This window comes from Actinotalea sp., assembly GCF_041597215.1.
GTDB lineage: Bacteria > Actinomycetota > Actinomycetes > Actinomycetales > Cellulomonadaceae > Actinotalea.
The window spans coordinates 1-19,917 of sequence record NZ_JBFHHB010000029.1; the positions used below are offsets into that span (position 1 = coordinate 1).

The following is a 19,917-nucleotide window of genomic DNA, read 5'->3' on the forward strand; positions in this document are numbered from 1 at the left end:
CTGGTCACCTTGTGCAGGCCGGCGGCGCGGGCCCGCGCGAGCAGGTCGGTGAGCAGGGCCCGGCCCACCCCGCGGCCGTGCGCCGCCGGGTCGACGTACACGGAGTACTCCGCGACCCCGGCGTAGGCCGCTCGCGGGGAGTAGGGGAAGGTCGCCGCCCAGCCGGCGACGCTCCCGTCGAGGAGGGCGACGACGAAGGCGTGCCGGGGGGAGGTGCCGGTGATCCGGGCCGCCATGTCCGCCGCGGTGCGGTGCTCGGTCTCGAAGGTCGCCTGGCGTGAGGCGATCCCGGTGTTGTAGATCCGGGCCACCGCCTCGGCGTCCTCGACCCGGGCGAGCCGCACCTCGACGGGCGGGGTCACCCGCAGCACCCGCTGTCCGGCGCGCGCACGGCCGTTGCGGCGATCCCCCCGGGGGCCGCGCCGGTCGCGAACCCCTGTGCGGCCACGCCCACCGGCAGCGGTCGGTGGGCGGCCGCCGGGACGGCTCCGATCGTGACAGGGACCGCGGTCTCCCGCGCGGCCGTCGTGGTGCCGCAGCAGCTGCCGGCCCCGAGGTCCGTCCCGGTGGCGTCGACCGAGCACACCCCGGTCTCGGGGAGCAGGAGCTGGACCCGGTCCGCGCCCTCCAGGTCGCCGGCGAGAGCTGCGACCACGGATCGCGCCTGCTCGTTCCCGGTGGTGACGAGGAACGTGGGCGCCCGACCGTAGGACTTCATGCCGATGATGAAGAATCCCTCCTCCGGCTGTGCGAGATCGCGGTGTCCGTGCGGCGGCACGGTACCGCAGGAGTGGTAGGCGGGGTCGATCAGCGGGCCGAGCGCGCGCGGCGCCTCCAGTCCCGGGTCCAGGTCGAGGCGCACCTCGGAGAGCATCGCGAGGTCGGGGCGGAAGCCGGTGGCGGCCGCCACCTGGTGCAGGTCGTCGATCCGCTGCTCGGGGGTCGCCCCGATGACGCTCACGGTGTCCCCGTGGCTCTCCAGACCGGTGACCGAGAAGCGCGGGACCAGCCGCACGACGCCCGACGCGACAAGGGAGCGCAGGTCCTCCCCGAGCCGCCCGCGTGCCTCCAGCTGGTCGGCCGAGCCACCGCCGTAGACCTTCTCGGGGGAGTCCCCGCGGATCGCCCAGATGATCCGGGTCGTCGGCTCCTCGGCCGCCAGCCGGCCCAGGGCCAGCAGGGTGTTCGCGGCGGAGTGTCCGGAGCCGACCACGAGCGTGCTGCGGCCGGCGAAGCGCTCGCGGTCCCGGCCCAGGACGTCGGGAAGAGGGCCGACGAGGAACGGAGCGGCCGCGTCCTCGCCTGCTGCCGGCAGGCCGGAGGCTCCCAGCGGGTTGCGGCCGGCCCAGGTCCCCGACGCGTCGAGGACCGCGCGGGCGCGCAGCTCCAGCAGCTCGCCGTCCGGACCCTGCACGCGCAGCAGGAAGGGGTGCTCGGAGCGCCCGATGCTGCGGGTCTTGTCCAGACCGTCCCTGGTGACCGCCGTGACGCGGTGGCCGAGGCGGACGTGCGGGGCCAGGAGGGCACCGAGCGGGCGGAGGTACTCGTCGACGAGCTCACCACCCGTGGGCGGGACGGGCGTGGCCGGTCGCGTCCACCCGGTCGCGGCGAGCAGGGCCTCGGCCGTCGGGTCCACGAGGTACTGCCACGGGGTGAACGTGCGGACATGTGCCCACTCGCTGACCGCGGCGCCGACGTCGTCGCCGGCCTCGAGGACGACGAAGGGCAGCCCGCGATCGCTCAGGTGCGCGGCGGCAGCAAGGCCGATCGGCCCGGCTCCGATGACGGCGACGGGCAGGTCGGTGCGGCTGGTGGTGATCATGGCGGACGTCCTCCGGTGCGCGTGCCAACGGTCAATGTATCGACGGATGTCGATGCAGCGCCAGAGTGCCCAGAACATTGATGATTGTCAATGCTTGCGGAGGATCAGAACTCCGGGCCGCCACCGAGGGAGCGCCGGACGAAGAGGAGTGCCCGAGTCAGTGCAGCGCCGCGAGAGAGACCGCTCAGGCGCGTCACCCCGCCGTGCGGCGAGATGACGCGCCCGCGCTCAGTCGACGGCCGGCCGGTCCACCCCGAAGATGCGCCGCAGCTCGGCCACGCGCTCGGGGGAGAGCTCGCGCTCGCCGCCGAGCTGACGCACGGTCGCCGTCATCCGTGCCGAGTACTCCAGTCGTTCCATCCCCAGGTAGGCCGTCATGAGGTCCGGCCCCCAGGTGAGCGCACCGTGGTGCTCCAGCAGGCACCCGTGGTGACTGCGGATGAAGGGCTCGATCGAGTCCGGGACCTCGACGGTCGAGGGCGTCGCGTACGGGGCGAGCGGGACCTCCGGCATCATCACGATCGTCTCGGGCATGAGCAGGCCGGTCAGGGCCTCGCCCTTGATCGCGAACGCCGTGGCGTAGAGCGGGTGGGCGTGGACCACCGCTCCCACCCGCTCGTCCGTCGTGTACGCGCGCAGGTGCATGAGCACCTCCGAGGAGGGTCCCCTGCCGTCGCCGTCGCGCAGCACGGTTCCGTCGAGTGCGACGACCGGGAGCATCTCGGGGGTCATGAATCCCTTGCTCACGCCGGTGGGCGTGCAGAGCACGGAGCCGTCCGGCAGCCGCACCGACACGTTCCCGTCGTTCGCGGAGACGTACCCGCGTTCCCACATGGCCCGACCCACGCGGCAGAGCTCGACACGGAGCTCCTGCTCGGATGGGGGTGTGCCTGCTCCGGTCGTCGCACTCACCGGCTCAGTCCTCCGCCCCGCCCGACAGGTCCGCGTACATCTGGGCAGCGTCGGCAGGGGAGGCCCCGCCGTGCACGACGGCCTTCACGGCCTGCACCATCGCGATCGGGTCGCGCCGCTGGAAGATGTTGCGACCCATGTCGACGCCGGAGGCGCCCTGGTCGACCGCACGCCAGGCCATGGTCAGCGCGTCGAGGACAGGGAGCTTCTTCCCGCCGGCCATGACCACCGGCACGGGGCAGGCGGCCGTGACGTGCTCGAAGTTCTCCTCGCAGTAGTACGTCTTGACGACCTGCGCGCCGAGCTCGGCGATGATGCGCGTCGCCAGGCCCAGGTACCGCGCGTCACGCACCAGCTCGCGGCCCACGGCCGTCACGCCGACCACCGGGATGCCGGTGCTCAGGCCGGCGTCGACCAGCTGGGTCATGTTGTGCACGGACTGCGTCTCGTTCTCGCCGCCGATGAAGACCTGGACGGCCATGGCCGCCGCGTCGATCCGCACCGCGTCGTTCACGTCCATCGCGATGCGCTCGTTCGAGAGCTCCTTGAGGATCGAGGGCCCGCCCGAGGCGCGCAGCACCAGCGCGTTGTCGGAGCCGGCCGGGATCACCGAGCGGAAGATCCCGCGCGTGGCCATCAGGGCGTCGGCGTGCGGGGCGAGCGGGACGATCGACAGGTCGATCCGCTCCAGGCCGCTCGTCGGGCCCTGGAAGTAGCCGTGGTCGAAGGCGAGCATGACGGTGCGTCCGTCGTCCTTGAAGATCCGCGCGAGGCGGTGCCGCATGCCGAAGTCGAGCTGGTCGCTCCCCTTCACCGCGGATCCGGGGACGGTCTGCGGGCGGTCGAGCCCGTAGTCCTTGCCGGCGACGTTGCTGTCGAGATCAGCCATGGTGGTTCTCCTTCTGTGCCGGTCGGTCCCGGCGCCGTGGGTGGTGGGTCAGGGACGAGCGGGTACGGGTTCTCCTGGGGTCCACGGGATCGTGACCGTGTCTCCTGGGCTCTGGGGCGACTTGATGAAGACGCAGCGGAAGGGCGCGTCGGAGTCGTTGACGAGGTAGTGCATCTCGCCCGGCTCGCAGCGGTGGACCTGGTCGAGAGTCATGTCGTAGCGGGTGGTCGCGTCGACCCAGAGGCTCGCGCGGCCCTCGACGACGACGAAGGACTCGTCGCAGTGCTCGTGCAGGTGGTTCGGCATGGAGTCGCCAGGACCCAGCCGCAGGACGCCGATGTCGCTGCTCGGGCCCTGGATGAGGTACGCGGGGCCCCAGGTGCCGTTGCGGTACTCCGGGTTCGCCATCGATCCGGTGTGCATGCTCGTCCTTCCGTGGAGGGCTGAGGGTCAGATGACCCGTTCGTTTCCGCCGTCGATCGGCACCTGTGCACCGGTCGTGCACCGGAACGTGTCGTCGGCCATCGATCGGGCGAGGCGTGCGACGTCGACGCTGGTGACCTCCGCGCGCAGCAGGTTGCGGCGCTTGTAGTCGTCGACGCTCATGCCGTAGTGCTCGGCACGCGCCGCCAGGAGCTCCGGCGTCCACAGGCCCGTGTCGAACACGGCGTCCGGGTGCACGAGGTTGACCCGGATGCCGTCCGGCGCCCACTCGAGCGCCGCGACCCGGGACAGCTGGGTCAGTGCTGCCTTCGACGAGGAGTAGGCGGCCGCCCCCGGCCCCGGTGCCGGGACGTTCTTCGAGGCGATGATCACCACGCGACCGCCTCCCGGCGCCGCCGCGAGCAGTGGGTGCGCCTCGCCGAACAGGTACGCGACCGAGTCGACGTTGACGGCCATGACCTTGCGCCAGGTGCTCATCGGCAGCTCGCCGAGGTGCTGGGCGCCGGGGAAGATCCCGGCGGCGACGACGAGCACGTCGAGACCGCCGAAGGCGTCGACCCCTGCGGCCAGGGCTGCCGTCACGTCCTCCTCGTCGGTCACGTCGACCTGGAGCCCGAGCCACTCGGGCCCGTCGAAGGTCGTCGCGACCGCCGCGTCCCGGTCCCAGCCCACGACGCTCGCACCGCAGGCCAGCAGCTCCGCGGCGCAGGCTCGGCCGATCCCGGACGCCGCGCCCGTGACCACTGCCACCGTGCCTGCGAGCGAGCCCCGGGGGGCGGAACGGAGCAGCTTGTCCTGCTGCAGCGTCCAGTACTCCAGGTCGAAGACGTGGTCGGCGGAGAGCGCCGCGTAGCCCCCGAGTCGCTCGGAGTCGAGGATCGTCGCCAGGGTGTGCCGGTACAGGTCCTCGGCGATGGCGGACTCGCGTGCCGAGCGCCCGCAGGTCAGCAGGCCGAGCTCCTCGTCGAGCACGACGCGCGGCGCGGGGTCGAGCATCACGAGCTCGGCGCCGCGGCGGGCGGCGTTGGCGTCGACGTAGGCGGCGTACTCCCGTACGTAGCCCTCGACGTCGTCCCCGATCAGCGGGGTGCGCTTGGTCCAGATGACGTGGTCGGGGGTCAGCGGACCGCGCTCCAGCGTGGCGCGCAGAGCGGGATCGGCGAGCATCGCTCGTGCGGTCGTGTCGGAGGATCGGCGCAGCACGACGGGGAACCCCGCCGCGTCGCTCAGGCGCTTGCGCAGCCGCGCGACGGCGACCGGGTCGGCCGGTGGCGCCTCGGGCACCTGCGGAAGGGCCCGTGCGGGGGCGGCGGCGAGGTGGGCCTCCGCCGCATCGATGAGCGAGCGGTGCCGCTCGAGCGCCTGCGCCGGCGTGTCCCCGACGGCGAAGAGCCCGTGGTGCAGCACGACGAGACCCTCCGTCGCGGGGGTCGACTGCTCCGCCCAGGCCCGCTGGCAGGCCTCGGCGAGATCGGGGCCGGGCATGGCGTAGTCGACGACGACCACGCGGTCCCCGTAGGCCTCGCGCACGTGGCGTGGGCCCTCGGGGGTGTTCGTCAGGGCCAGCACGACATCGGCATGGGAGTGCAGGACGGCCGCCTGGGGGAGCAGGGCGTGCACGAGGGTCTCGACCGAGGGGTCCGGCGCGTCGCTGTCCAGCACGGCGCACCGGAGCTCGTTGCGCAGCCGGCGGTCGCTCATCCGCACCGGGGGGAGCAGCTCCCGCAGACGGTCCAGGCGCATCGGCGCGAAGCCGTCGGCGCCGATGGTCGCCATGTCATGACCGCTGCCCTTGACGAACAGCACGGTGATCTCACGTCCGGTGACGTCGGTGACGGTCGCCTTGAGCGAGCTGTTCCCACCGCCGTGGAGCACCAGCCGGGGGTCTGCGCCGATCTCCCTCGTCGCTGCGACGAGTTCGTCCAGGAGGGGCGAGGGGATCTGGGCGTCGTTGTCCATGACTTACCTCTCTGACAACTCAGGTCGAGTTGTCAGACAACCTAGCAGGCTTGCCGGTGCCGTCAAGAGGCGGCCGCCGACGCCGTCGCGGGGCCGGCGGGAGCGTCGTGGTCAGCCGCGACGCACGATGGTGAAGGCGTACCTGCCCTCGATGAAGTACGTCCGCGAGTAGAGCACCAGGCGGTCGCTCGCGTCGTAGTGACGCTGGACCAGCAGGACGAAGAGGTTGTGGTTCGCGGCCTCCTCGCCCCAGCCCACGTGGTTCGACGTCACCGCGTGGATCTCGGCGAGACCGTGGTCGGGATGGACGTCGAGGCGGGTGCGGAAGAACTCGAAGATCGACCCTGTGAGCTCGGACGGAGCGATCCCGGCCGGCAGGAGGTCGCGGGGCATGAGGTCGTAGGAGTACGCGACGACCTCCCCGTCGGCGAGGATCGTCCGCCGCAGCTCGAGCGCCTCGGTGTCCCCCGGAACCCCCATCTGAGCAGCCTCTTCGGGGAGAACGGGACGCACGGTCCTGCTCGCGTAGACCATTCCGGGCTCGCGACCGGTCGCCCGGATCGACTCGGTGATCGAGTCCATCCGCTCCAGGCCGGCGCGGATCGCCGGCCGATCGGTGACGAAGGTGCCCACCCCGTGCTGGGTCCGCACCTGGCCGAGTGCCTCGAGCTCGCGCAGCGCCGCCCGGACGGTGGGTCGGGACACGCCGAACTTGGCCGCGAGCTCCGTCTCGGTGGGCAAGCGGGAGCCGGGCGGGAGGTCGCCGGCGGCGAGGCTGCTGCGCAGGTCGGCCGCGACGCGGGAGACGAGTGTGCCGGTCCGAGCCATCGGCCTGCCTCCTGGTCCGTGCATGGGGTCTCGGCGATCTGCGGGTGCGGTCACAGTACAACCGACTCGATCCGCCGGCAGGTCTTTCGTCCTGCTGGTTGATTGACAACATGGTTCCACGGTTCTACGGTTCCAACCAGGTTGTCGGACAACGAAGTTCGAAAGGCAGGCCATGGTGCTGGCAGTGGAGTGGCGAGAGGCCTCGGGGTCCATCCGGTTGATCGACCAGACCGTTCTCCCGGATCGCGAGGAGTACCTCGACATCACGACCGTCGACGCCCTCGTCGACGCGATCGAGCGGCTCGCCGTGCGGGGTGCCCCCGCCCTCGGCGCCGTCGGCGGGCTCGGCGTGGTGCTCGCGATGCTGCAGGGCTCCCGCGAGGGCTGGTCCGCGGAGCGGCTCGACACGGAGATCGACCGGGTCCGGCTCGCGCGCCCCACCGCCGTCAACCTCGCCTGGGGTGTCGACCAGGTGCGCCCCGCCGTGACCTCCGGGGTCGCGGCGGTCCTCGACCAGGCGCGCCGCCTCATCGAGGAGGACACCGCGGCCAATCGTCGCCTCGCCCGCCTCGGCGCCGACTGGATCCTCGAGCGCACCGGCAAGGACGTCGTGCGGGTCGTCACGCACTGCAACACCGGCGCTCTGGCGACGACGGCATGGGGAACGGCCTACGGGATCGTGCACGAGCTGCACGACCGCGGCCGCCTCGGCCTGGTCTACGCCGACGAGACCCGCCCGCTCCTCCAGGGCGCCCGTCTGACGAGCTGGGAGCTCACCCAGGACGGGATCGACCATGTCGTCGAGGTCGACGGCGCCGCGTCCAGCACCATCCTGCGCGGACTGGTCGACGTCGCGATCATCGGCGCCGACCGCATCACGGCCAACGGCGACACGGCGAACAAGGTGGGCTCGGTGGCGCTCGCGCTGGCCTGCGCCCGCGCCGGCATCCCCTTCGTCGTCGCGGCCCCGTCCTCGACGGTCGACCTCGCGACGGCGACAGGTGAGGAGATCGTCATCGAGGAGCGGAGCTCGGACGAGGTGCTCACCCTCGCCGGACGCCGGGTCGCTCCCGCGAGCGCTCGAGCCTTCAACCCCGCCTTCGACGTGACACCCCACGATCTGATCAGCGCGATCGTGACCGAGCTCGGCGTCGTCGAGCCCGCGAAGAACCCCCACCCCCGTCTGCTCGCGCCGATCGCGGGCTGACGTCGTGCAGCAGCGTCGCTGCATCAAGGAGAGGAAAACCATGAGGAACACGAAGGTCCTGATGGCCGGCATCGCCGGAGCGACCCTGCTGTTGGCTGCGTGCAGCCAGGGGACGACCGCCGAGCCCGAGGCCACCACCGCGACGTCGGAGGAGGCCCAGGTCGCCGAGACCACGGCCGACGCCCCCGCCCCGTTCGACCAGGAGGGGGTCAAGATCGCGATCGTCCAGCAGAGCGGTCAGGGCGACTACTTCCAGCAGTACCTGAACGGCACCAAGCAGCAGGCGGCGGCCCTCGGGGTCGACCTGACCGTGTTCGACGCCCAGGGCGACAACGCGACCCAGGCCACCCAGCTCGAGCAGGCGATCGCCTCGGGCGTCGACGGCATCGTCGTGCGTCACGGGTTCCCGGACACGCTGTGCCCGGGCGTGAACGACGCCATCAGCAAGGGGATCTACGTCGTCATCTACGACGTCGAGATCCAGACCTGCGCCCCGGACGCGATCCAGACGCAGCAGTCGGACGCCGTCATGGCGAGCCTCGTGCTCGACAAGATGCTCGAGGACATCGGTCCTGGCGTCGACGTCGGCTACGTGAACGTCCTGGGTATCGCGCCCCTCGACCGTCGGCACACCGTGTGGAACGAGTACATCGCCGACAACGAGTGGAGCCAGCTCTTCCAGACGGGCTCGTTCACCAACTCGACCGCGACGGACTCCGCCCCGATGGTCGCGTCCGCCGTCCAGGCCGACCCCTCCATCAAGGCGATCTACGCCCCGTACGACGAGTTCACCAAGGGAACGCTCTCGGCCCTCGAGCAGATCGACAGGACCGACGTGCTCGTCTACGGCGCGGACATCTCCGCTGCGGACATCGAGCTGATGCGGGCAGAGGGCAGCCAGTGGGTCGCCACCGGCGCGACGGACCCGAACGCGATCGGCGCCGCCGTGCTGCGGACCCTCTTCCTGCACATGGCAGACGAGCTCGAGACGACCACGGTGGACTTCCCGCCGATCCTGGTCACCCAGGACTTCCTGCGCGACAACAACATCGCGAACATGGACGACCTGCGTGCGGCCGAGCCGTCGCTGAACATCAGCGACGTGTCCTCTGCCGAGTGGATCCCTGTGGTCACCTTCTGACAGCACGTGCCGCGGTGGGTGGGTCCCCTGCCCGCCCACCGCGGCACGTGCCCCGGACGACAACCTGTCACCACGGAGGAGCGAGACGGTGAGCCCGAACCCCCCAGAGCCCAGCGGTACTCCGGCGACCGAGCCGACCGACCCCGACGGTCAGCTCCCGCCGGTCCTGGAGCTCAAGGACATCACCATGTCCTTCGGCAGCAACGAGGTGCTCAAGGGCGTGACGGTCGGCCTGCACGCGGGCCGGGTGACCGCCCTCCTGGGCGCCAACGGTGCCGGCAAGTCGACCTTGATCAAGGTCCTGTCCGGCGTGTACCCGAGCCACGGCGGCGAGGTCGTCGTCGCGGGGGTGTCCGCCACGATCGACTCCCCGATGACCGCTGCCCGCCACGGGGTGCAGACGGTGCACCAGCGGATCGACGAGAGCATCGTCCCTGGCCTCACGGTCGCGGAGAACCTCGTCTTCGAGGAGGTCGTGCGCGGCGAGGTCCCGCGGGTGCGCTCGCTGCGCAAGCTCCTGCCGCGGGCGAGGGAGATCGCGACCACGCTCGGACTCGACTGGTCCGACGCCGTGCTCACCAAGGACGTCTTCGAGCTCGGCATCGCCGACAGCCAGATGCTCCTCCTCGCTCGCGCCCTGAGCCAGCGTCCGCGGGTGCTCGTCCTGGACGAGCCGACGTCGACCCTCTCGGCGAGCGAGGCCGAGCGCCTCTTCGCCCTGGTGCGGCGCCTGTGCGAGGAGGGCGTCGCCGTCCTGTACGTGACGCACCGGCTCAGCGAGGTGCGTGAGCTCGCTGCCGATCTCGTCGTCCTGCGCGACGGGCGGATCCGCTCGAGCCAGCACGCGCCGTTCGACATGCCGGCAGCGGTGCGGTCGATGCTCGGCGACTCCGTCGTCGACAGCGGTCACGACCTCGTCGAGCAGCGCGGGACGGACGTCGCGCTGAGCCTGCGCGGGGTGCAGCTGATGAAGCGTGCCGAGCCGATCGATGTCGACCTGCGCTACGGCGAGGTGACCGGGGTGGTCGGCCTGATCGGCGCAGGCAAGTCCGAGCTCGCCCGCGGGATCTTCGGGGCGGACCGCTTCCTCGCCGGGGAGGTCACCCTGGACGGGAAGCCCTACCGGCCGCGGCACACGCAGGACGCCGTCGCGAACGGGGTCTACCTCGTCCCGGAGGACCGCGCGGCCGAGGCCATGCTCCCCGGCTGGTCGCTGACGTGGACCGCGACCCTGCCGTTCCTGCGCGGGGTCAGCCGTCTCGGCGTCCTGGCCCGCCGGAAGGAGCAGGAGGTCGGCCAGGCCGTCCTGAGCGACTTCGGCATCGTCGCCACGAGCGCCGACCAGCCCGTCGACTCACTCTCGGGCGGCAACCAGCAGAAGGTCGTCGTCGGGCGGTGGATGCACGCCGGGCCCCGGGTGCTGCTGCTCGACGAGCCCTTCCGCGGTGTGGACATCGGTGCCCGCGGGGACATCTCACGCCGCGCACGGGACCTGGCAGCCGCCGGTGCCTGCGTCGTGGTGATGTCCAGCGACGTCGAGGAGATCCGGGAGATCGCCGACCGGATCCTCGTCATGGTCGAGGGCGAGCTCGCCCTCGACGCGTACACGACCGAGATCGACAACGACGCAATCGTCACGAGCATGTCGGAGGTGGCTTAGGTGCCCGAAGTGCAGCACGGACCCACGATGGCGATCCGTATCCAGGACGCCGTCGTCAAGTACGGCTTCATCGCCGTCACCGTGATCCTGTTCGTCTTCTTCGCCGCGACCGAGCCGGCCTTCGCCACCTCGCAGTCGATGTTCTCGATGCTGAAGTTCGCATCGGTGACCGCGATCCTCGGGCTGGGGGTGACGTTCACGATGGTCGTCGGTGGGCTCGACCTGTCGATCGGGTCGACGGCGGGCCTCGCCGTCCAGCTCGCAGCGATGACGATGGTCTTCTACAACCTCACCGGGATCACCGCCGTGGTCGCCGTGCTCCTCGGCGGGCTCGGCGTCGGGCTGCTCAACGCCTTCCTCATCGTGGTGTGCAAGATCCCCGACCTGCTCGCGACCCTTGGCGTGATGTTCGTCATCCAGGGGGCCAAGCTCATCCCGGTCAGCGGCCAGTCGGTCTCCAGCGGGATGGTCCTGCGCGACGGATCGGTCGCCCCCGGGTCCTTCACCTCGGACTTCCTGAAGATCGACCGCGGATCCGTCGGCCCGGTCCCGCTCCCCGTGGTGATCATGCTGCTGCTCGTCATCGTCTCGTGGTTCGTGCTGAGCAGGACCACGCTCGGGCGCCTGATGTACGCCGTGGGCGCCAACCCCGAGGCCGCGCGCCTCGCCGGTGTGCGGGTCGGGCTCTACCGGGGCCTGGCCTACGTGATCTCGGCGCTCTTCGCCTCGGTGGGTGGCCTCATCCTGGTCTCCCGCATCGGCCAGGGCGACGTGAACGCCGGGTCCTCGAGCCTGCTCGAGGCGGTGGCGGTGGCCCTCGTCGGCACCTCCGTGCTCGGCCTCGCCAAGCCGAACGCCTGGGGCACGCTCCTCGGTGCCCTGCTCGTCGGCATCGTGCTGACGGGTCTGACCATGAAGGGCTTCCAGTACTACCACCAGGACACGGCGAAGGGCCTCGTCCTCATCGTCGCCCTCCTCTTCTCCTTCACCATCTCCCGCCGCAAGGTGCGATACACGCCCGCGACCTGAGCCCACGACCGACCGAGTGCGAGGTGTCCGCTGTGACCGAGCAGTACGAGTTCCTGACCGCCGAGACCGTGCCCGCGTACCTGGCGTCGGTCCCCTCGCTACGGGCGCGGGTCGACGTCGACCGGATCCGGACGGTGTCCGAGATCGGTGACGGGAACCTCAACCTGGTGTTCCTCGTGCACGACGAGGACGGCCGGGGAGTGGTGCTCAAGCAGTCGCTGCCGTACGTCCGCATGGTCGGCGAGGGCTGGCCGATGACGCCCGAGCGGGAGAAGCACGAGGTCGACTCCCTCCTGGCGCACCACGCGCTGGTCCCCGAGCTCGTCGTCGAGGTGCTGCACCACGACATCGCACGGCACATCATCGGGATGGAGGACCTGTCCGACCACCGGGTGTGGCGGCACGCGCTCAACGACGGGCAGACCCACGACGGCGCCGCGGCCGACGTGGGCACCTACATCGGCGCGGTCGCCTTCGGGACCTCCGCGCTCGGGCTGGAGCGGCTCGCCCTCGCCGAGGCGCAGGCGCGCGCGATCAACCCCGAGCTGTGCCAGATCACCGAGGACCTCGTGTTCACCGAGCCGTCGGTCGACGCCGGCCGCAACTCCGTGCTGCCGGCCAACGAGGTCGACGCCGCCGAGCTCGCGGCCGACGAGACCTTCGTCGCCGCGATGGGTCGCGCCAAGTGGATGTTCATGACCCACGGCGAGGCGCTGGTGCACGGGGACCTGCACACCGGGTCGGTCATGGTCCGCGCCGAGGAGGGCAGCACACAGTGCACCTCGGTGAAGGTCTTCGACTCCGAGTTCGCCTTCTACGGCCCGGTCGCCTTCGACATCGGCGCCACCTGGGCGAACTACGCGTTCGCCGCGGCGCGTGCCACGGCGCTCGGTGACCCGGACCGCGCCCGTTGGGCCCTGGGCCTCGTGGAGCAGACCTGGGACGCCTTCGAGGCCGAGTACCGGCGGCGCTGGCCGACCCGTCTCGACCCGAGGGTCTGGCGCGACGAGTTCCTCGAGGAGCGCCTGGCGACCTGGCAGCGCGAGGCCTGGCTCTTCGCCGCGGCGAAGATGTCCCGCCGCATCGTCGGTGCCGCCAAGGTCAAGGACGTCGAGCTGCTTCCCGAGGAGCTGCGCGAGGGCGCGGCCCGCGGGGTGCTGCACGCGGCTCGCGAGGCGGTGCGGGTCGGTCAGGACACCGGCCCGGCCGCCTTCGCGGCGTTGGTGATCGACCAGCTCGAGCGCCACCGCACCACGGGGGAGTGACGATGCTCAAAGGGATCGACCCGCTGCTCACCCCCGAGCTCCTGCACGCGCTCGCGGCGATGGGCCACGGGGACGTGATCGCGATCGTCGACCGCAACTACCCCGCGTACTCGGCGGGAGTGCCGGTCGTCGACCTGCCGGGGGCGGACCTCGTCGCGGTGCTGGGCGCCGTGCTCTCCGTGCTCCCCGTCGACCCGTTCGCCGAACCGGCGGCCCGGCACATGCTCCAGGACGACGGTGCGCCCGGTCCTGCCGTGCCCGACGCCCAGGACGTGCTCGACGCGGCCGAGGGGCGGGCCGTGCCGTTCGTCGGGATGGCGCGCCAGGAGTTCTACGTCGCGGCTCGATCGGCACGCGTCGTCGTGCGCACGGCGGAGGACCGTCCGTACGCGTGCGTCACCGTGGCGAAGGGCGTGCTCTAGGCGAAGGCCGCGGTGGCCCGGTGGGCTCACCCGGCGATCAGCGCCACCCGAGCGCGGGCGCGACATGGGTGAGGATCGACTCGATCACATGGGCGTTGTAGTCGACGCCGAGCTGGTTCGGCACCGTCAGCAGGAGCGTGTCCGCAGCGGCGATCGCCTCGTCGCCGCGCAGCTGCTCGACGAGGGCGTCCGGCTCGTCCGCGTAGCTGCGGCCGAAGATCGCGCGAGTCCTCTCGTCGATCATCCCGATCTGGTCGCGGTCCTCGCCGCCGCGGCCGAAGTACGCGCGGTCACGCTCGTCGACGAGGGCGAAGATGCTGCGGCTGACCGAGACCCGTGGGGTGCGCTCGTGGCCGGCCGCCGTCCAGGCGTCGCGGTAGGCCCGGATCTGCTCGGCCTGCTGGACGTGGAACGGCTTGCCGCTCTCGTCGAACTTCAGCGTCGAGCTCTGCAGGTTCATCCCGAGCTGCGCGGCCCAGACGGACGTCGCATTGGTCGCCGATCCCCACCAGATCCGGTCCCGCAGCCCCGCGGAGTGCGGCTCGACGCGCAGCAGACCCGGGGGGTTGGGGAACATCGGGCGCGGGCTCGGCTGTGCGAACCCCTCGCCGCGCAGGACGTCGAGCAGCTCGACGGTGCGCTCACGTGCCATGTCGGCGTCCGTCGTCCCGTCCCGCGGCACGTGACCGAAGTAGCGGTAGCCGTCCACGACCTGCTCGGGCGATCCACGGCTGATCCCGAGCTGGAGGCGTCCTCCGGAGATGAGGTCGGCCGCGCCGGCGTCCTCCGCCATGTACAGCGGGTTCTCGTAGCGCATGTCGATGACGCCCGTGCCGATCTCGATCCGACTGGTCCTGGCGCCTATCGCCGCCAGCAGCGGGAACGGCGAGGAGAGCTGCCGGGCGAAGTGGTGCACCCGGAAGTAGGCGCCGTCGGCCCCGAGCTCCTCGGCGGCGACGGCGAGGTCGATCGACTGGTGCAGCACGTCAGCGGCCGAGCGCGTCTGCGAGGTGGGCGAGGGCGTCCAGTGGCCGAAGGACAGGAACCCGATGCTCTTCACAGCGAGTACAACGCCGAGCAGCGCGTGGCATTCCGCGCGGCGGGCGCGCGGTCCGTGCCGACGGGGGAACGCGCGGGCGCACCCGGGACCTTCGGGCAAAACGTCCCATGACTGGTGCCGCGCGATGGGGCACCATGGAGTCATGAGCACGGCCACCGCGCCGCAGGACGGCGCCCCGATCGTCACCCTCGACGTGCCCGTCGTCGGCGGCTCCACGGTGCGCGCCACCTCGGGGACGGCCGGCCTCGAGCTCTCCGAGGCGGACCGCGCCGAGAGGTTCGCGCAGATGCGTGCCGGTGAGCTCGGCTCCTTGCACTCCTGGGAGCTCGTGACCGCCGTCGACGGACCCGGGACGCGACTGACCACCTTCCTGTCCGGGTGCCCCTTGCGCTGCCTGTACTGCCACAACCCCGACACGATGGAGATGCGCCGCGGCCGGCCCATCACCACTGCGGAGGTCCTCAACCGCCTCAAGCGCTACGAGAAGGTCCTCAAGGCCACGCACGGCGGACTGACGATCTCCGGCGGGGAGCCCCTCATGCAGCCGGCCTTCGTCGCGGCCCTGCTGCGCGGCGCGAAGGAGATGGGGCTGCACACGGCGATCGACACCTCCGGCTACCTCGGCGCGCACTGCACCGACGAGATGCTCGACGACATCGACCTCGTGCTCCTGGACGTGAAGTCGAGCGATCCCGAGACGTACCAGAAGGTCACGAGCCAGAAGCTCCAGCCCACCCTCGACTTCGGCCGACGCCTCGCTGCCCGCGGCACCGAGATCTGGATCCGCTTCGTCCTGGTCCCCGGTCTGACCGACGACGAGGCGAACGTCGAGGGCGTCGCGGAGTTCGTCGCGAGCCTGGGCAGCGTCACCCGTGTCGAGGTGCTGCCCTTCCACCAGATGGGCCGCGACAAGTGGGAGGCCCTGGGCATGAAGTACGAGCTCGAGGACACCCCCGCACCCACCCCCGAGCTGGTCGCCCGCGTGCGTCAGCAGTTCCGGGACAAGGGCCTCACGGTCTACTGAGCGGGGTCAACCGCGCGGGCGACGGACGGGCTGAGACGCGAGCTCGTCGACCGGGTCGGTGATGGCAGAGTGATCGACATGGATCTGCGCATCTTCACCGAGCCCCAGCAGGGCGCCTCCTACGACGACCTCCTCGCCGTGGCCCAGGCCACCGAGACCCTCGGCTTCGACGGCTTCTTCCGCTCCGACCACTACCTGCGCATGGGCGAGGGCGACGGGCTCCCCGGCCCGACCGACGCGTGGACGACTCTTGCGGGCCTCGCCAGGGAGACGAGCCGGATCCGCCTCGGCACCTTGGTGAGCTCCGTCACCTACCGCTACCCCGGGGTCCTGGCGATCCAGGTCGCGCAGGTCGACCAGATGGCCGGCGGCCGGGTCGAGCTCGGCCTGGGCACCGGCTGGTTCGCCGCAGAGCACGCCGCCTACGGCATCCCCTTCCCCGCCAAGCGCTTCGGCATGCTCGAGGAGCAGCTCGAGGTGCTGACCGGTCTGTGGAGCACTCCTGTCGGGCAGACCTTCGGGTTCGAGGGGGAGCACTACACGCTCGCCGACTCCCCGGCGCTGCCCAAGCCGGTGCAGGCCGCAGGGCTCGGCGGCGGAGCCGGGGTCCCGGTGATCGTCGGCGGGAACGGTGCGAAGCGCACCCCGGCTCTCGCGGCGCGGTTCGCGAACGAGTACAACGCGGCGTTCCCCGAGATCGACGCGATCCCCGGGCTCTTCGCCGGGGTCGGCCGGGCGTGCGAGGCGATCGGCCGGGACCCCCGGACGCTGACGACCTCCGCGGCCCTGGTGCTCGCCGTCGGCGCGGACGAGGCGGAGTTCTCCCGCCGGGCCGCCGCTATCGGCCGGGAGCCGGCCGAGCTGCGTGAGCACGGGATCGCCGGCACGGTCAGCGAGGCCGTCGACCGCCTGGGTGCCCTCGCCGAGATGGGAGCCGAGCGCGTCTACCTCCAGGTCCTCGACCTGGGCGATCTCGAGCACCTCGACCTCGTGGCGCGCGAGATCATGCCGAGGCTCGGCTGAGCTCTTCGGACCGGCGCGCCCTCAGCCCGTCGAGGTCGCTGCGGCGAGCCCGAAGATGAGCACGAAGAACAGCCCGCCGAGCACGGTCAGCCCGACCACGACGTAGCCCAGCACGAGGCCGGCGACGGCCATCCCGCTGCCCTGCTCACCGCTCGCGGCGATCTGCTTCCTGGCCATGTGCCCGGTGATGATCGCGACGATCGAGCCGACGAAGAAGATGACGGTCGCTCCCGCGATCCCGCTGATGAGGGAGACGATGGCCATCGTGTTGGTCGGGGTTCCCGGGGCGGCGTAGGGCTGGGCGTAGCCCTGCTGGCCGTACGCGGGCTGGCTCGGGGCCTGCGGCGCATAGGGCTGCTGGCCGTAGGGAGCCTGGGCACCGTAGGGCTGCTGCCCGTAGCCGGGCTCCGGGGAGTACGGCTGCTGCCCGGGGAGGGGCTGCGTACCGTCGGGGGTGTTGGTCGGCTCGCTCACGGGGCACCTCGCGCTGGTCGTCGGTGAACCCAGCATTCCACAGTCCGGTGTCGCTGAGCAGGGTGTTCGTGGCCCGCGAGGGACGACCGGCCACCTCGGTCGTCGCCGCCGATCCGGGCCGTCAGGTGCCCGACGGCCAAGGGGTGGCGGGTCCCGGTCCCCGCGCCCCCTCACCCACTACCCTCTGGCGCCAGGGGCGAACGGGCGCTCCTGGGGCGAGGGAGCAGCGATGGCGGAGATCTGGCGGTTGCACGGGAACGGGCGGCAGGTGGCGCCCGGCGCCGTGGTGAGCCCCGACGAGCGGCTAAGCTGGCCGCGCACGATCGGTATCGGCATGCAGCACGTCGTGGCGATGTTCGGGGCGACGTTCCTCGTTCCGATCATCACGGGGCTGCCGCCGGCCACGACGCTGTTCTTCTCCGCCATCGGTACGGCGCTGTTCCTCCTGCTCACGCGGAACCGGCTGCCCAGCTACCTCGGCTCGAGCTTCGCGTTCCTCGCGCCGATCGCGGCGGCCGAGGCCCAGGGCGGCATGGCCGTCGCGCTGGGTGGCGTGATGCTCACCGGCGTGATGCTCGCCCTGGTCGGCCTGCTGGTCATGCGCATCGGCTCGCGGTGGATCGAGGTGGCGATGCCGCCGGTCGTCACCGGGACGATCGTCGCGCTCATCGGCCTCAACCTGGCGCCGGTCGCCTGGAGCAACGTCCAGACGGCTCCCGTCACCGCGGTGATCACCCTGCTGGCGATCGTCCTCATCTCCGTGTTCTTCCGGGGGCTGCTCGGTCGCCTCGCGATCCTGCTGGGCGTCGTGCTGGGGTACGTGGTCGCCGTGCTGCGCGGCGAGGTCGCCTTCGACACCGTCGAGGCCGCGTCCTGGATCGGTCTGCCGACCTTCACCGCCCCGCAGTTCGACCTCACGGTGCTCGGGCTCTTCCTCCCCGTCGTCTTCGTGCTCATCGCGGAGAACGTCGGTCACGTGAAGTCCGTCGCCGCGATGACGGGCCGCGACTTCGACCCGGTCATCGGCCGGGCCCTGCTGGCCGACGGTGTCGCGACGACCCTCGCCGGTGCCGGCGGCGGCTCGGGCACGACGACGTACGCGGAGAACATCGGCGTCATGGCCGCGACGCGGGTCTACTCCACGGCCGCCTACTGGGTCGCCGCCGCCACGGCGCTGCTGCTGAGCATGTCGCCCAAGTTCGGGGCGCTCATCGCGACGATCCCCGGCGGAGTGCTCGGCGGTGCCACGACCGTCCTGTACGGGATGATCGGCATCCTCGGTGCGCGCATCTGGGTGCAGAACAAGGTCAACTTCTCCGATCCGGTGAACCTCACGACGGCAGCCATCGCGCTCGTCGTCGGGATCGCGGACTACACGTGGTCGGTGGGTGACGTGACCTTCGGCGGGATCGCCCTCGGCACGGCGTCGGCCATCGGGATCTACCACCTCATGCGCGCCGTGGCGACGTGGCGCGGGACGCATGACGAGCCGGCGAGCCCGGCGTCGGTTCCCGGCGGGACCGAGCTGGAGGAGGCGCGGGCCGAGCGGTCCTGAGGCAGCAGGGCCCCGTCGGCGGTGCCGGCGGGGCTCGGCCTCAGCCCTGGATCGCGGGCTCGTCCGAGGTCGTCGCGTCCTCGGCCGGAGCCTCGGTCGCCGACTCGGTCGGCTCGGGAGTGGCCGTCGGGCCCGGGACGGCGGTGGCGAGGGCCGTCTCGAGCGCCACGCAGCCCGCCACCCCGACCAGCGGGGTCCCCGGGTCGAGGGTGACCGCCGTGGGGTCGATGAGCCCGGGGAAGGTGTCGCCGAGGATCAGGTCCACGCTCGCGTCCGTCCGGGTGTCCAGGACGAGCACGGGATCGGTCAGCTGGCTCGCGAGGGTGTAGGCGGCGGCGAGCCCTGCCTCACCGAAGCGGATCTCCTCGTTCGCCGACGTCTCGACCTCGGAGTTCCCCGTCTCGTCGACGATGAACCCGCGGGCCGCGAGGTCCGTCGAGGTCTGACCGGCCAGGCCGGCGCGGCTCGAGGCGTTGAGCACGTTCACGGTCACCGAGTTGTAGCTCGCAGGGAGCAGCTCGGCCGTCGGGCACGGCGGCGCGGGGAGGGCCGACCCGGTGTCGGTCGGCTCCGGGGTGCTGAAGGGTCGGTCGAGGAACGGGGCAGGGATGACGTCGGTGTAGACGGCAGCCGCCCCGAGACCGACCACGCCGAGTCCGGCGAGGAGCGCGCCGAAGACGACGGCCTGGCGCTCGCGCTGGTGCCGCTTGCGCAGCAGGCGCGCCCGGTCGCCTGCCGTGCTCATGACTCGTCCAGGACGAGCACTCGGGCGTGCAGGATGTTGCGCTGCTGCAGCGCGGTGCGGACGGCCCGGTGCAGCCCGTCCTCGAGGTACAGGACGCCCTTCCACTGCACGACATGGGCGAAGAGGTCGCCGTAGAACGTCGAGTCCTCCGAGAGGAGGTTGTCGAGGTTGAGGGTGCGCTTGGTGGTCACGAGCTCGTCGAGCCGGACCTGGCGCGGGGGCACCTGCGCCCAGTCCTTGGGCGTGGACAAGCCATGGTCCGGATACGGGCGCCCGTCCCCCACGGCCTTGAAGATCACGGGGTGAGTGTAGTCGGGCGCGCGACCGGTCAGGGGCGCCTGCTGTCCGTGATCGACGGCGTCTCGAGAACCGGGGGCGGCTCGTCGCCCACGGGAGGCCGCCCCACGCGCCTGCTGGCCGTGCGCCGACCCGGCGGCGATGCCGGCGACATCGAGCGC

The 19,917-nt window shown here is 71.6% G+C and carries 20 protein-coding genes; 9 read left to right on the top strand and 11 right to left on the bottom strand.

Annotated elements, in window-relative coordinates:
• From ABWK99_RS03830 to ABWK99_RS03860, 7 genes are all read right to left on the bottom strand, one after another.
• The coding region (locus tag ABWK99_RS03830; RefSeq protein WP_372593374.1) for an N-acetyltransferase family protein at nucleotides 1–362 on the bottom strand (362 nt) is incomplete at its 3' end.
• Nucleotides 359–1,822: an NAD(P)-binding domain-containing protein gene (locus tag ABWK99_RS03835; protein ID WP_372593375.1), complete on the bottom strand. Its 1,464-nt coding sequence runs from the start codon at nucleotides 1,820–1,822 to the stop codon at nucleotides 359–361. The genes ABWK99_RS03835 and ABWK99_RS03830, both read right to left, overlap by 4 nt.
• Nucleotides 1,823–2,050: 228 nt before the next feature.
• Nucleotides 2,051–2,734, bottom strand: a complete 684-nt coding sequence (locus ABWK99_RS03840; RefSeq protein WP_372593376.1) for a class II aldolase/adducin family protein — start codon at nucleotides 2,732–2,734, stop codon at nucleotides 2,051–2,053.
• A gap of 4 nt (nucleotides 2,735–2,738) precedes the next feature.
• Nucleotides 2,739–3,623 (bottom strand): 3-hydroxy-5-phosphonooxypentane-2,4-dione thiolase, encoded by an 885-nt coding sequence (gene lsrF, locus ABWK99_RS03845; RefSeq protein WP_372593377.1) that lies wholly within the window; start codon nucleotides 3,621–3,623, stop codon nucleotides 2,739–2,741.
• A gap of 48 nt (nucleotides 3,624–3,671) precedes the next feature.
• Nucleotides 3,672–4,046: a cupin domain-containing protein gene (locus ABWK99_RS03850; protein ID WP_372593378.1), complete on the bottom strand. Its 375-nt coding sequence runs from the start codon at nucleotides 4,044–4,046 to the stop codon at nucleotides 3,672–3,674.
• Nucleotides 4,047–4,073: 27 nt separating this feature from the next.
• The gene (locus tag ABWK99_RS03855) at nucleotides 4,074–6,026 is read right to left on the bottom strand and encodes a bifunctional aldolase/short-chain dehydrogenase (protein WP_372593379.1); all 1,953 of its coding nucleotides are present in this window, start codon (nucleotides 6,024–6,026) and stop codon (nucleotides 4,074–4,076) included.
• Between the two features lie 111 nt (nucleotides 6,027–6,137).
• Nucleotides 6,138–6,854 carry a GntR family transcriptional regulator gene (locus ABWK99_RS03860; protein WP_372593380.1) on the bottom strand — a complete coding sequence of 239 codons (717 nt, stop codon included), beginning with the start codon at nucleotides 6,852–6,854 and terminating at the stop codon, nucleotides 6,138–6,140.
• Nucleotides 6,855–7,026: 172 nt separating this feature from the next.
• Between ABWK99_RS03860 and mtnA the strand changes: the two genes are divergently transcribed.
• The 6 genes from mtnA (at nucleotide 7,027) to ABWK99_RS03890 (ending at nucleotide 13,578) form a co-directional block, all read left to right on the top strand.
• Entirely contained in the window at nucleotides 7,027–8,061 is a 1,035-nt protein-coding gene (mtnA, locus tag ABWK99_RS03865; protein ID WP_372593381.1) for an S-methyl-5-thioribose-1-phosphate isomerase, read from the top strand.
• Between the two features lie 40 nt (nucleotides 8,062–8,101).
• Nucleotides 8,102–9,202 carry a substrate-binding domain-containing protein gene (locus ABWK99_RS03870; RefSeq protein WP_372593382.1) on the top strand — a complete coding sequence of 367 codons (1,101 nt, stop codon included), beginning with the start codon at nucleotides 8,102–8,104 and terminating at the stop codon, nucleotides 9,200–9,202.
• Between the two features lie 88 nt (nucleotides 9,203–9,290).
• Nucleotides 9,291–10,862: a sugar ABC transporter ATP-binding protein gene (locus ABWK99_RS03875; RefSeq protein ID WP_372593383.1), complete on the top strand. Its 1,572-nt coding sequence runs from the start codon at nucleotides 9,291–9,293 to the stop codon at nucleotides 10,860–10,862.
• Nucleotides 10,863–11,891: an ABC transporter permease gene (locus ABWK99_RS03880; protein ID WP_372593384.1), complete on the top strand. Its 1,029-nt coding sequence runs from the start codon at nucleotides 10,863–10,865 to the stop codon at nucleotides 11,889–11,891.
• A gap of 32 nt (nucleotides 11,892–11,923) precedes the next feature.
• Complete coding sequence (mtnK, locus tag ABWK99_RS03885; RefSeq protein ID WP_372593385.1) at nucleotides 11,924–13,156, top strand: S-methyl-5-thioribose kinase; 1,233 nt, start codon at nucleotides 11,924–11,926, stop codon at nucleotides 13,154–13,156.
• Between the two features lie 2 nt (nucleotides 13,157–13,158).
• Nucleotides 13,159–13,578, top strand: coding sequence for an RbsD/FucU family protein (locus ABWK99_RS03890; RefSeq protein ID WP_372593386.1), 420 nt, complete (start codon nucleotides 13,159–13,161; stop codon nucleotides 13,576–13,578).
• A 37-nt stretch (nucleotides 13,579–13,615) separates the two neighbouring features.
• On the opposite strand, the gene ABWK99_RS03895 is transcribed toward ABWK99_RS03890, so the two are convergent.
• Nucleotides 13,616–14,638 (bottom strand): LLM class flavin-dependent oxidoreductase, encoded by a 1,023-nt coding sequence (locus tag ABWK99_RS03895; RefSeq protein ID WP_372593387.1) that lies wholly within the window; start codon nucleotides 14,636–14,638, stop codon nucleotides 13,616–13,618.
• Between the two features lie 142 nt (nucleotides 14,639–14,780).
• Here ABWK99_RS03895 and pflA point away from each other — a divergent pair, with 142 nt between their 5' ends.
• Together pflA and ABWK99_RS03905 are read left to right on the top strand one after the other, a co-directional pair.
• Nucleotides 14,781–15,662 (top strand): pyruvate formate-lyase-activating protein, encoded by an 882-nt coding sequence (pflA, locus tag ABWK99_RS03900; RefSeq protein ID WP_372593388.1) that lies wholly within the window; start codon nucleotides 14,781–14,783, stop codon nucleotides 15,660–15,662.
• Between the two features lie 78 nt (nucleotides 15,663–15,740).
• Nucleotides 15,741–16,685 carry an LLM class F420-dependent oxidoreductase gene (locus ABWK99_RS03905; RefSeq protein WP_372593389.1) on the top strand — a complete coding sequence of 315 codons (945 nt, stop codon included), beginning with the start codon at nucleotides 15,741–15,743 and terminating at the stop codon, nucleotides 16,683–16,685.
• 21 nt (nucleotides 16,686–16,706) lie between these two features.
• Here the strand turns inward: ABWK99_RS03905 and ABWK99_RS03910 are convergent, their stop codons facing one another.
• Complete coding sequence (locus ABWK99_RS03910; protein ID WP_372593390.1) at nucleotides 16,707–17,159, bottom strand: DUF4190 domain-containing protein; 453 nt, start codon at nucleotides 17,157–17,159, stop codon at nucleotides 16,707–16,709.
• Between the two features lie 229 nt (nucleotides 17,160–17,388).
• Here ABWK99_RS03910 and ABWK99_RS03915 point away from each other — a divergent pair, with 229 nt between their 5' ends.
• The gene (locus ABWK99_RS03915; RefSeq protein WP_372593391.1) at nucleotides 17,389–18,714 is read left to right on the top strand and encodes a uracil-xanthine permease family protein; all 1,326 of its coding nucleotides are present in this window, start codon (nucleotides 17,389–17,391) and stop codon (nucleotides 18,712–18,714) included.
• Between the two features lie 40 nt (nucleotides 18,715–18,754).
• On the opposite strand, the gene ABWK99_RS03920 is transcribed toward ABWK99_RS03915, so the two are convergent.
• A complete protein-coding gene (locus ABWK99_RS03920; RefSeq protein WP_372593392.1) occupies nucleotides 18,755–19,459 on the bottom strand; it encodes a LytR C-terminal domain-containing protein in 705 nt (234 codons plus the stop codon).
• A complete protein-coding gene (locus tag ABWK99_RS03925) occupies nucleotides 19,456–19,758 on the bottom strand; it encodes a type II toxin-antitoxin system VapB family antitoxin (protein ID WP_372593393.1) in 303 nt (100 codons plus the stop codon). The genes ABWK99_RS03920 and ABWK99_RS03925 overlap by 4 nt, the downstream gene beginning before the upstream one ends.
• Between the last annotated feature and the right edge of the window lie 159 nt (nucleotides 19,759–19,917).